General features: G+C 62.9%; 11 protein-coding genes. 8 read left to right on the top strand and 3 right to left on the bottom strand.

The window, feature by feature from the left end:
* Nucleotide 1 precedes the first annotated feature (1 nt).
* Nucleotides 2-844, top strand: a complete 843-nt coding sequence (locus B7H23_RS06510; protein ID WP_094076492.1) for a lytic transglycosylase domain-containing protein — start codon at nt 2-4, stop codon at nt 842-844.
* 12 nt (nt 845-856) lie between these two features.
* Here the strand turns inward: B7H23_RS06510 and B7H23_RS06515 are convergent, their stop codons facing one another.
* On the bottom strand, nt 857-1786 hold the full coding sequence (locus tag B7H23_RS06515) for a polyprenyl synthetase family protein (protein ID WP_094076493.1): 930 nt from the start codon (nt 1784-1786) through the stop codon (nt 857-859).
* 216 nt (nt 1787-2002) lie between these two features.
* Between B7H23_RS06515 and mtgA the strand changes: the two genes are divergently transcribed.
* Nucleotides 2003-2773 carry a monofunctional biosynthetic peptidoglycan transglycosylase gene (gene mtgA, locus B7H23_RS06520; protein WP_094076928.1) on the top strand — a complete coding sequence of 257 codons (771 nt, stop codon included), beginning with the start codon at nt 2003-2005 and terminating at the stop codon, nt 2771-2773.
* A gap of 159 nt (nt 2774-2932) precedes the next feature.
* On the top strand, nt 2933-3112 hold the full coding sequence (gene rpmF, locus B7H23_RS06525; protein ID WP_094076494.1) for a 50S ribosomal protein L32: 180 nt from the start codon (nt 2933-2935) through the stop codon (nt 3110-3112).
* A 72-nt stretch (nt 3113-3184) separates the two neighbouring features.
* On the opposite strand, the gene B7H23_RS06530 is transcribed toward rpmF, so the two are convergent.
* Complete coding sequence (locus B7H23_RS06530) at nt 3185-4408, bottom strand: AGE family epimerase/isomerase (RefSeq protein WP_094076495.1); 1224 nt, start codon at nt 4406-4408, stop codon at nt 3185-3187.
* Between the two features lie 87 nt (nt 4409-4495).
* Nucleotides 4496-5098, bottom strand: a complete 603-nt coding sequence (phaR, locus tag B7H23_RS06535) for a polyhydroxyalkanoate synthesis repressor PhaR (RefSeq protein WP_094076496.1) — start codon at nt 5096-5098, stop codon at nt 4496-4498.
* 282 nt (nt 5099-5380) lie between these two features.
* Between phaR and B7H23_RS06540 the strand changes: the two genes are divergently transcribed.
* From B7H23_RS06540 to fdxA, 5 genes are all read left to right on the top strand, one after another.
* Nucleotides 5381-6562, top strand: a complete 1182-nt coding sequence (locus tag B7H23_RS06540) for an acetyl-CoA C-acetyltransferase (protein ID WP_094076497.1) — start codon at nt 5381-5383, stop codon at nt 6560-6562.
* 202 nt (nt 6563-6764) lie between these two features.
* Complete coding sequence (phbB, locus tag B7H23_RS06545) at nt 6765-7493, top strand: acetoacetyl-CoA reductase (RefSeq protein ID WP_094076498.1); 729 nt, start codon at nt 6765-6767, stop codon at nt 7491-7493.
* Nucleotides 7494-8031: 538 nt separating this feature from the next.
* Nucleotides 8032-11352, top strand: coding sequence for a helicase-related protein (locus B7H23_RS06550; RefSeq protein ID WP_094076499.1), 3321 nt, complete (start codon nt 8032-8034; stop codon nt 11350-11352).
* A gap of 14 nt (nt 11353-11366) precedes the next feature.
* The gene (locus tag B7H23_RS06555; RefSeq protein ID WP_240534991.1) at nt 11367-11711 is read left to right on the top strand and encodes an RNA-binding S4 domain-containing protein; all 345 of its coding nucleotides are present in this window, start codon (nt 11367-11369) and stop codon (nt 11709-11711) included.
* Between the two features lie 125 nt (nt 11712-11836).
* The gene (fdxA, locus tag B7H23_RS06560) at nt 11837-12175 is read left to right on the top strand and encodes a ferredoxin FdxA (RefSeq protein WP_094076501.1); all 339 of its coding nucleotides are present in this window, start codon (nt 11837-11839) and stop codon (nt 12173-12175) included.
* Nucleotides 12176-12186: the final 11 nt, after the last annotated feature.

A 12186-nucleotide genomic window follows, 5' to 3' on the forward strand; every position in this document is an offset into this window, starting at 1 on the left:
CATGCGGGGCCGGCGCATCGGCCTTGCTCTCTGCCTTCTCCTGCTTGCCGTGCCGGTTTCGGCCCAGCCTGTGGAAACCGCGCCGGCCGCGCATGTGAAACGGGTCTGCGGCCTGATCAAACGCGAAGCGGAGAAGAACGGTCTTCCCGCCGCTTTTTTCGCCCGCCTGGTCTGGACGGAGAGCCGATTCGATTCCGGTGCGATCTCGCCGGTCGGCGCGGAAGGCATCGCGCAGTTCATGCCCGGCACTGCCAAGCTGCGCGGTTTATCCGATGCGTTCGATCTGGAAACGGCGCTGGCGGCATCGGCGGCGTATCTTGCCGAGATGCGGGCGCGCTACGGCAATCTCGGCCGCGCGGCCATCGGCTACAATGCCGGCGAAGAACGGTTGCGCAAATGGATCGGCGGCAATCCATGGCTGCCGCTCGAAACCGAAAATTATGTGCTCAAAGTGATGCAGGAGCCGGCGGATCGCTTCGCCGATGCGTCTTATCGGAGCGGGATCGCGCCGCTGAGCGTCAAGCACTCCTTTCTCAAGGGATGCGAACGCCTGCCGGTGATTCGCACCCGTTCGCCCGCCATGGCGCGCTCGGCCAAGCGCTGGTTGGTGCAACTGGCCGGCAGCTTCCGGCGATCGGCGGCAGAGCGGCAATTGCAGCGGCTGCGGCAGCGTCATGCGATGCTGGGGCGCCACGATCCGGTCGTGACAAGAATGCGGCGGCCCGGCGTCAGAGCGCGGATCTATGCCGCCGGGATTGGCGCGGACAGCCGCGCCGAGGCCAACCGTCTGTGCGCCGAATTTCGCCGGCAGGGCGGAAGCTGCGTGGTGCAGCGCATCCGCTGACGGGCGTTGACGCTAGCGGTCGCGAAAGGCGATGTAGCGCGCCGTCTGCACGAGGATGTCCGCCTTCGATCCAAAGGGGTCCAGCAGATCGGTCGCTTCGACCACGAGGTCGCGCAGGCGCGCGGTCGTCCAGTCGATGCCATGAAGCGAGGGCAGCGTCGCCTTGTTGGCAGCAGCATCCTTGCCGGTCGCCTTGCCGGTGGTGGCCGTATCGGAGGTCAGGTCCAGCAAATCGTCGGCAAGCTGGAAGGACAGTCCGACGATTTCGCCAAAGCGGCGCAGCCGCGCCCGTTCATCGCCCGATGCGCCGGCGGCAATGGCGCCCGCTTCGCAGGCATAGCGCAGGAGCGCGCCGGTCTTCATGCTCTGAAGCATCTCGATGTCGCGAATTGCGAGCGGCCGGTCGGTCTTTTCCGCCTCCAGGTCGCGCATCTGGCCACCGACCATCCCGCCAATGCCGGCAGCGCGCGACAGGCCGGCGACCAAAGCGAGCTTGCGGGTCGGGGGCAGATCCGTTTCATCGCTCGACACGATGTCGAAGGCGAGGGTCAGGAGGGCATCGCCCGCCAGGATCGCCGTCGCCTCGTCGAAGGCGCGATGGACCGTCGGCCGACCGCGCCGGAGATCGTCATCGTCCATGGCCGGCAGATCGTCATGGATCAGCGAATAACAATGAACGCATTCGAGCGCCGCTCCGACCCGAAGAACGGCGTCTGTATTTGCGTGGAACAAAGCCGCGCTCTGCTCGACCAGAAAGGGGCGCAATCTTTTGCCGCCACCGAGCAGCCCATGCGCCATTGCCGCGCGCAGCCGTTCCGGTCGGGCGATTTCATCGCAGAGCGTCTGCGGCGATAAAAGCCGGTCCAGCAATTTCTCCATCCGCTCGGCATGATCGGCAAGAACGGCGGGCGGCGTTGCAGGGGTGGGGCGGCTTTCATCCATGGCGGCTGACCTGCCCTGTCCTTATCGCCCGGTCAAGCGTGGTCCGATCCTCATTCGGCGGCGTTGCGCCCGGCGGCCTCCCTCAGTATGGCAAGAGGACAGCTGGAGCGCGCCGCGCGATACGGACAAACGGGATATAATTGTGTGCCAAAGCGTGATGACAGCAGCATGGCAGACGGCACGAAGAGCGATGGCGCGTCCTTTCCCGATGCGGTCATGGCCGAGGACCGCGTCTTGAGCCGCGGGCCGAAGGCGAAGCCGGGCCGCCGTAAGGGCAAGGCAACTGCGCCACGCCGTGGAAAGCGCGGCCGGCGCTGGTTCGTGCGGGCCGCTCTGGTTCTCGCCATCATCGCGCTCCTTCCCATCGGTCTGATCGCGCTGGCGCTCGTACCGCAGATTCGTCCGGTCTCCACATTGATGATCGCCGATCTGATCGCGCTGAAGGGCTATGAACGGCAATGGGTCTCTCTGGACGAAATGGCGCCGGTCCTGCCACGCAGCGTGATGATGAGCGAAGATGGCCAGTTCTGCCGCCATTACGGCGTGGATCTCGGTGAATTGAAGGTGGTCGTGGAAGACGCGCTGGACGGGGAGAAGACGCGCGGCGCGTCCACCATTCCGATGCAGCTTGTGAAGAACCTCTTCCTCTGGCCGTCGCGCTCCTTCGTGCGCAAGGGGATCGAGATCCCATATGCCGTTGCGATGGACGCCATTCTGCCCAAGCGCCGGATCATGGAAATCTACCTCAATGTGGTGGAGCTGGGTGAGGGGATTTACGGCGTCGAGGCGGCTTCGCAGCACTATTTCGGCCGTTCGGCGGCAAAGCTGTCGGCGGAGCAGGCAGCAAGGCTGGCCGCCACTTTGCCGAACCCTGCCGAACGCAACCCGGAAGCGGGCGGGCCGGGCACCCGCAAGCTGGCGCGGCTGATCCAGCGCCGGGCAACCCGAAGCGGAGCCTATACCGGATGTCTGGAACTGGATGGCTGACCGAGGAAACGGTCGCGTTGCGGTGCAATTTTTCGCCGCAAGGTGCTGGCCATCGCCGCATGGACGGTGTATAGGCCCGCCAATTCATAAAACCATCGCCGCTCTGGATGGTCCTTTCGTGAGGGCCGGCAAGCGTGTTGAGCCAAATGGAGACGCACCATGGCAGTGCCGAAAAGGAAAGTTTCGCGTGCGAAGCGTGGTATGCGCCGCAGCACGGATGCGCTGAAGCAGCCTACCTATATCGAAGATTCGAATTCGGGCGAACTGCGCCGTCCGCATCACATCGACCTGAAGAGCGGCATGTATCGCGGCCGCCAGGTGCTTCAGCCGAAGGACTGACGCGGCACCCCTGCGGCGAACGACGTCTTTCGATGGTGAGCCGGCCTCCTTCGGGACGCCGGCTTTTCTGCGTCACGTGCTATCCAGCGAACGCCGCACAGCGGCGGCGTAGGTCGGTGCAAGCGGAAGTCGCGCAGCGAGAACGGCCTGGTAGGCATGGTAGAGGTCCGGCTTGCCCCGATAGATGGCCTCGGAGGGCTGGTTCCGACCGTCCACCTCGTTCCACCAACCGGCGAACGCCTCATCGACAAACACATCTTCGATGGTGGCCCAGAATCGGTTACGCCATTCGGCATAGCCTTCACCGCCGGTTCGGCCGGACAGAAATTCGGCAGCGACTGCTGCTTCGGCTATGACCCAGTGCGGACGGTTTTCAACGCTCGCCTCGCCATCCCAGCCAACCGTGTAGACGATACCGGGCGGCTCATCCTTCCAGCCATCGCGCAAGGTGGCGGCGAACAGTCCCTCCGCGTCGTCGCGAAGGGTGGAAGGGGACGCGCGTCCGGCCTCCTCCAACGCCATTTGCAGCCGCAACAGCAGATGAGACCATTCGGCGTAATGGCCCGGCGTCAGTCCGTAAGGGCGAAGATCGTCATATGGCCGTTCGGCGTTGAAGGTTCTCAGGACATTCCAGGTCCGGTCGAAATGCTCGATCACGGCATGGCCATTGCTTCGGGCGTGGTCATGGATCAGCCGCTCGACGATCCGTTCGGCCCTTCCGAGCCATTCGGTATCACCCGTCACGTCGGCAAGAGCGAGAAACGCTTCGACGCTATGCATGTTCGCATTGGCGCCGCGATAGTCCATTTCGCCGGTCCAGTCCGCCTCGAAGCGTTCGCGCATCGCGCCCTCGTCTTCGGACCAGAAGCGCCGTTCGATCACGGCGATGGCTTCGTCGAGAAGGTCGCGGGCGTCGTAGCCGAAGCCGACGGCGGTGCTGGCGGCCAGCGCCACGAAAGCGTGGAGGTAGGCCTCCTTGCGGCGGTCTTCGCCAGTATCGTTCTTGTACCAGCCACCATGTTTGTCATCGCGCAACGGGCCCCGAAGGGCCTTGAGGCCGTGGCCGACGAGATGGGCGCCGTCAAATTCGCCCAGCGCCGTCGCCAGCGCGTAGCTGTGGATCTTGCGGCAGGTCAGAACACCGTCGATCGGCGCGTCCGTCGGCAACCGTCCAGCAGTGTCCAGCACCCCGAACCCACCGCCGGGTATGGCGGCCGCGACGGAAAACTCAAGAAGGCGCCGGGTTTCGCGTCGCAAGAAGTCCGGCTGCGGCGGCAAGGGTTTGGCTGACGGCATCGTCCGGTCCTGGTCCTGACAGGGAAGGATCAAGCTGCGCCCCACGCATTCGAAGAAGCCGGCGCTGCGTTGCGATTGTCCGGAGGATCAGCTGCTGCCGAGCTTGTCGAGCTTTTCCTGCATGGCGGCGATCTGGCGCTTCATCTCACTTAGATCATTGCCAGACTGGGTCTCCTGGCCACCGTCGACCTCCATGGCGTCGATGCCGGCAGCCGGGCCCGCGGCGAACGGATTGAACATGCTCATCGCCTTGGTGAACATTTCCATATTGCGCCGGGCCTGCTCTTCCATGGCCTTCTGGCCGACGCTCATCAGCTGAACCGGGTCGCCCATCGCGCTGGTGAATTCCTCGCGAAGCTGTTCCTGACGGCTCTGGAACGCCTTCATCGACTGTTCGAGATAGGACGGGACAAACATCTGCATCTGGTCGCCGTAATAGGCGATCAGTTGACGCAGGAAGGGTATGGGCAGCATGGCGTTGCCCGTCTGGTTCTCCAGCTCGAAAATGATCTGGGTCAGGACGGAATGGGTGATATCGGCACCGGTCTTCGCGTCCTGCACCACGAAGTCCTCGTCGCGCTTGACCATGTTGGAAAGGTCTTCAAGCGTAACGTATGTGCTGGTGCCCGTATTGTAGAGCCGGCGGTTGGCGTATTTCTTGATGACGATGGTGCCGCCCTTTTCTGCCATTCCATGTCTCCCTGTCTGATGACGGATCGCAATCCGGCGTTGCTGCATCGTTTTGCACTGTGCTGCGACAATAGGCATGGCAATTGTGCGATGCCAAGCGGTATTGTGCAGATGCGTAGAAGAATTGTGACCCTTGCCAAAGGGCCTGTCGAAAGCAATTCTTACCCAGAGGCAAATGCGGACGCACGTCAAGGGAGGATATTGGGGCCAGGGCTGGTCTTGATCCGGGGCCTCATATAGGCCGACAAACAGAAAAGTCTTTGCAAGGAAGGTTAATAACCGATGAGCCAATCCATCGTCATCGCCAGTGCGGCGCGTACCCCCGTGGGTTCATTCAACGGCGCTTTCGCCAATGTTCCGGCCCATGAGCTGGGCGCTACCGCCATCAAGGCCGCGCTGGAGCGTGCGGGTGTCGATCCCAACGAGGTCGACGAGGTCATTCTCGGCCAGATCCTGACGGCGGCGCAAGGCCAGAACCCGGCGCGCCAGGCCGCGATGGCGGCGGGCTGCCCTCAGGAGACGACGGCGTGGGGGCTCAACCAGCTCTGCGGATCGGGCTTGCGCACGATTGCCATCGGTATGCAGCAGATCGCCATGGGTGATGCCTCGATCATCGTGGCCGGTGGCCAGGAAAGCATGAGCATGGCGCCTCATGCCGCGCATCTGCGCGGCGGCGTGAAGATGGGTGACCTCAAAATGCAGGACACCATGCTGAAGGACGGCCTGATGGACGCTTTCTACGGCTACCATATGGGCAACACCGCCGAGAACGTGGCCGAGAAATGGCAGCTTTCGCGCGATACGCAGGACGAATTTGCTGTTGCATCGCAAAACAAGGCGGAAGCCGCCCAGAAGGCCGGCAAGTTCAAGGATGAGATCGTGCCCTTCACGGTGAAGGGCCGCAAGGGCGATACGGTCGTCGAGGATGACGAGTACATCAAGCATGGCGTGACGAAGGAAAAGATCGGCAAGCTGCGCCCGGCCTTCAACAAGGAAGGCTCCGTCACGGCGGCCAATGCCTCCGGCATCAATGACGGCGCGGCGGCCGTGGTGCTGATGAGCGAAGAGGAAGCGTCCAGGCGCGGCATCACGCCACTGGCGCGGATCGTGTCCTGGGCGACGGCGGGCGTCGATCCGCAGATCATGGGCACCGGCCCGATCCCGGCTTCGCGCAAGGCGCTGGAAAAGGCTGGTTGGAAGGTCGACGATCTGGACATTGTGGAAGCCAACGAAGCCTTTGCCGCGCAGGCCTGCGCGGTCAACAAGGATATGGGCTGGAACCCCGACATTGTGAACGTCAATGGCGGGGCGATCGCCATCGGCCATCCGGTCGGCGCCTCGGGCGCGCGCATCTTCAACACGCTTCTGTTCGAGATGAAGCGCGGCGGCGCCAAGAAGGGGCTCGCCACGCTCTGCATCGGCGGTGGCATGGGCGTCGCCATGTGCGTCGAAAACATGAACTGATCTTCGGAGCGTTTCCCGATGAACGGCCCGCGATTTTCCTGAGGAAAGTCGCGGGCCTTTTCTATGGTGCTTTTGGCTCGGTTTGTGTTGCGGTGCGGCAAAAACTAAGCCGAATGAAGCACTTGCGCTGACCTACCCCTGTCCTACAAAAAGAAGGGTGGAATGACGGAAAACCGTCATCCCGGACAATTGGGAGGACTATATGGGACGAGTAGCAATCGTGACGGGAGGCAGCCGCGGCATTGGCGCGGCGATCTCAAAAGCGCTGAAAGAGGCTGGCCATACAGTCGCCGCCACCTATGCCGGCAATGACGAAAAGGCCGCCGCCTTCACCGAGGAAACCGGAATCAAAACCTTCAAATGGGATGTCGGATCCTTCGACGCCTGCAAGGAGGGGATCGCCAAGGTGGAGGAGGCGCTCGGCGGGCCGGTGGAAATCCTGGTCAACAATGCCGGCATCACCCGCGATGCGCCGTTCCACAAGATGACGCCCGAACATTGGGACGCCGTTATTGGCACCAATCTGACCGGCCTCTTCAACATGACCCGTAATGTCTGGGAGGGCATGCGCGATCGCGGCTTCGGACGTATCATCAATATATCATCGGTCAACGGGCAGAAGGGCCAGTTTGCGCAGGCGAACTATTCGGCGGCCAAGGCCGGGGACCTCGGTTTCACCAAGGCCCTGGCGCAGGAAGGCGCGCGCAAGGGGGTGACGGTCAACGCGATCTGCCCGGGCTACATCAACACCGACATGATGAGCACGATTCCGGAAAAGGTGATGAACGAGACGATCCTGCCGCAAATTCCGGTCGGCCGGCTCGGCGAGCCAGAGGAGATCGCGCGTTGTGTCGGGTTCCTTGCCTCCGACGACGCGGCCTTCATTACCGGCTCGACCCTGTCGCCGAATGGCGGCCAGTACATGATCTGACGGTTTGGGATCGTAAACGTGATGCGATGGCGCGCTCATTCGAGCGCGCCATTTTTTCGTGACATCGCATTGTGGCATTTCGTGCCGCGTCCGCTTGCCAAGGAACGACGAAATGCGTTCAGACTTCGTTAGGAAAATGCGCTGGCCGAGTCGGCGAATCGGTGTGTTCCGTTTCGGCCTCCCTTCGTTCCGGTATCGTTTCAAAACCTAACAAAATCAAAATTTTGCGGTAAGACATCGATAGGGTTTCTTTCTGAAAGGTTTCTCCCCGGCCGGTCCGGCACTGCTTCATTAACGTTTCGGCTCCGGATGGCGGACCGGGCAGGTCAGCGTCTCCTATATTTCGGTGCGAGCCGAGCCCTCCGCGCACGATCTAGCGGTGAACAAAGCGGCAATCCGCCGATACACGCGATTCGGCCACGGTCCGTTCCATTCCCGTTCCAACCCTTAACGTACCGGGCCGGCCTCTCTATGTACTGGCTGAATAAAGAAGGGGCGAAAGGCGCGGTGCGCGCCTGGCGGACGGTCGAAAGAGGCGATGCGGATCACGCAGAAAAAGCAGAAGCCGAGTTCGCCCTTTTCCGGGGCGGGCGTGACGGCGATCCTGGGGCCCACCAATACCGGCAAGACCCATCTGGCGATCGATCGGCTCGTTGCCCACCCATCCGGGATAATCGGTCTGCCGCTGCGGCTTCTGGCGCGAGAGGTCTATAGCCGCGTCTGCGAGCGGGTCGGCAGCGCCAATGTGGCGTTGATCACGGGCGAGGAGAAGATCGCGCCGCCCGGCGCACGATACAGCGTCTGCACGGTGGAAGCGCTGCCGCGTCAGACCGATGTCTCCTTCGTCGCCATCGACGAGGTGCAGCTTGCTGGCGATCTGGAACGCGGGCACGTCTTCACCGATCGCATCCTGCATCTGCGGGGACGGGACGAAACCCTGCTGCTCGGCGCGGCCACGATGTCGGGCATTCTGTCGCGCCTTCTGCCGGGGGTGACGATCACCACCAGACCCCGCCTTTCGCAGTTGTTTTACGCCGGTTCACGAAAGATCACCCGGCTGCCGCGCCGCACGGCCATCGTCGCCTTCTCCGCCGATCAGGTCTATTCGGTCGCCGAACTGATCCGCCGCCAGCGTGGCGGTGCGGCGGTGGTGCTGGGGGCGTTGTCGCCGCGCACTCGCAACGCGCAGGTCGAGCTCTACCAGAATGGCGATGTCGATTATCTCGTCGCGACCGATGCGATCGGCATGGGGCTGAACCTCGATGTCGATCATGTGGCCTTCGCGCAGGGCTGGAAGTTCGACGGTTTCCAGCATCGGGCGCTGAACCCGGCGGAACTGGCGCAGATTGCGGGCCGCGCCGGCCGCTATCAGAATGACGGCACGTTCGGCGTGACGGGCCTGCAGGACCCGTTCGACGAAGAGATCGTGCAACGGATCGAGAGCCATGAATTCGCGCCGGTCCGCACCATGCAATGGCGCAGCCGCGCCTTCGATTTCTCGTCCGTTAAGGGGTTGCTTGCCTCGCTGGACGTTTCGCCCGTCGTCGAAGGGCTGACCCGCGCGCTGCCGGCAACGGATGCGCAGGCGCTCGCCTTTCTTACCAAGGACGAGGACGTTCGCGCGCTGGCGAAGGGCCGTAACCGGGTGTCGCTTTTGTGGGATTGCTGCGCGCTGCCAGACTACCGACGGATCGCGCCGGCCCAGCACGCCGACATTATCGGCCAGCTTTTCGGCGATCTGGCGCGCACTGGCCATGTCGACGAGGATTACATGGCCGGGCAGGTGAGGCGGGCCGACCGGATCGACGGCGATATCGACACTTTGTCGTCCCGCATCGCCCAGATACGGACCTGGACCTATGTTTCTCATAGAATGGGCTGGCTTCGCGACCCGATCCACTGGCAGAATGAGACCCGACGGATCGAGGATCGTTTGAGCGATGCGCTGCATGAGCGGTTGACGAAACGCTTCGTTGATCGCAGGACAAGTGTTTTGATGAGGCGGCTGAGAGAGAATGCCATGCTGGAAGCGGAAATTGGTTCTGCCGGGGAGGTAACGGTAGAAGGCCACACGATCGGAACTCTGAACGGGTTCCGGTTCACGGCCGACCGTACGGCGGAAGGGGAGGAGGCCAAGGCCATCCGGAGTGCCGCCGAAAGGGCGCTCGCCGCCGAGTTCGAGAAACGGGCGGAGCATTTTTCGACCGCGCCCAACAATGATCTGGCCATCGGTTCGGACGGCGTTCTGCGCTGGGTCGGCGATCCGGTGGCCTCGCTTACATCGGGCGAGGACGTGCTGACGCCGCGGATCGTGCTGCTGGCGGATGAGCAACTGACCGGGCCGATGCGCGACAAGGTGCAGGCGCGGGCCGAGCGCTATTTGCGTCATCTCGTCGATGTGCAGTTGAAGCCGCTGCTCGACTTGAAAGCGGGGGAGGGGCTGGACGGTATGGCCAAGGGCCTCGCCTATCAGCTGTTCGAAGCGCTGGGCGTGATCGACCGGCGCAAGGTTGCCGAAGAGGTGCGCGGCCTCGATCAGGATGCGCGGGCCGGTCTTCGCAAGCTGGGCGTACGCTTCGGCGCCTATCACATTTTCGTTCCGGCTCTTCTGAAACCGGCTCCGGCCGGGCTTTTGACGACGCTTTGGCAGATCGCCAACGATGCGCGCGGCGAACCGGGTGAGGGCGATGTCATCGCCGCCCTGATGCAGGGTCGCACCTCCTTTCCGATCGATCCGTCCTGGCGAGAGGAATTTTACCGTCTCGGTGGGTTTCGCGTTCTGGGCCAGCGTGCGGTGCGCGTCGACATTCTGGAGCGGCTGGCCGATCTCATCCGCCCGGCCCTGTCGTGGAAGCCAAGCGATGGAACGCCGCCGGACGGGGCCGTCGAAGGCCGCGCCTTTTTCGTGACGCCCGCCATGATGAGCATTCTCGGGGCGACGTCGGACGATATGGAGGAGATTCTGAAAGGCCTCGGCTATCGCGGGGAGACCAGGCGCGAGGCCGATATCGTCATTCCGAAAACCGATGCGGCCGATGCGCCCGCTACATCGGAAAAAGACGCCGAGAAACCGGAGGGGTGGACGCCGAAAGCGACGTCGCCCCTGGTCGCCGACACGGACAATGCCCGTGAGGAAGAGGCCAAACATGCCGGTGAAGTCAATGAGACATTGTCTCACGCCCATGCCGCGGCGCAGGTCAATATTGCCCGTCAGAGGAAGCTGAAGCCGGAGCCGCACGATCCCCATGCCGTGCTTGGCCAAATCATGGGCGATGTTCCGGGTTCCGGGCTTGCCGAAGCGGATCGGCATGCCGAGAGGAAACCGATCTCGCCCGCTGCCGTTGCGGACCTGGAAGGCGACCGGGCACAACGCGACGAAGAAGAGCATATCGGCGAATTGAACGAGACGCTGTGCAGCGCCCATGCCGCTTCTCACATGTCCAAGCATGCCAAGCCGATCGTCGCCAAAAGCGATCCTCATGCCGTGATGGCGGCGACGCACGGTCCAGGCGTGACTGCCGGCATCAGCAGCGATGAACTTGGCGAAAAGTCGGCTGTGGTCGAAGACGCGGGGTCCGACCCGGCAGCCGAAGCCGAAGAAAAGACGATCACCATCTGGCGGCCGGGCCGGACGGATCGCGCCCCGCGTCATGGCGGCAGAAACGCCCGCAATGCTGGCGGCGAACGCGGCGGACCCAGTCGCAAGGCTCAGCCGAATGGTCGTCCGGCCGGCAAGGGCCAGCGCTCTGCCAAAAAGGGTGGCGGCAAACCGAAGCAGTACGAAGCACGGCCCCAGAAGGTGGATCCGGATTCACCCTTCGCCAAGCTTCAGTCCCTGAAGGACAAGCTTGGCGACTGACCGGACCGGACGGCGTGCGGGCACCAAAGCGTTCGCGAAGCGAGGAAGGCGGCGACCCGGCTATGCGGAGCCAGCGGCTGGATCGCTGGCTGTATTTCGCCCGTATCAGCAAAAGCCGGACATTGGCGCAGAAGCTCTGCCAGGCGGGTCATGTGCGGATCAATCGCGACAAGGTGCGGAGCGGCGCGAAGGCGGTTCGGCCCGGCGATGTGCTCACCCTTTCGCTGCCATCGCGGGTCCGCGTGCTGAAAATCGCCGCCCTCGGCGATCGTCGGGGGCCGGCGGCCGAGGCGCAGACCCTCTATGAAGACATGACGCCGGCATCGCCATCGCCACAGCTGTTTCCGCCACGGCGCTGAAATAATGTTTCGCCTTTCGAATGTCTGGCAGACGCATCTGTGCCTTGAAAGGCAAAGCCGGACATTATAGGTCCGTGCCGACGTCTCCCGAGACACATCTACCGCAATTCCGAAAGTGGAACTCGATGACCTATCTCGTCACGGATAACTGCATCAAATGCAAATATACCGACTGCGTGGAAGTTTGTCCGGTAGACTGTTTCTACGAAGGTGAGAACATGCTGGTCATCCACCCGGACGAATGCATCGATTGCGGGGTGTGCGAACCGGAATGCCCGGCAGACGCCATCAAGCCCGATACCGAACCGGGGCTCGACAAATGGCTGGAAATCAACACCGAATATGCCGAAAAATGGCCCAATATCACGGTGAAGAAAGAGCAGTTGCCGGAAGCCGAGAAGTTCGATGGCGAAGATGGCAAGCTCGACAAATACTTCTCGCCGGAGCCGGGCGAAGGCGACTGACCGGCAAAGGC

The organism is Notoacmeibacter marinus (genome assembly GCF_002238045.1).
In the GTDB taxonomy this organism is placed as follows: domain Bacteria; phylum Pseudomonadota; class Alphaproteobacteria; order Rhizobiales; family Rhizobiaceae; genus Notoacmeibacter; species Notoacmeibacter marinus.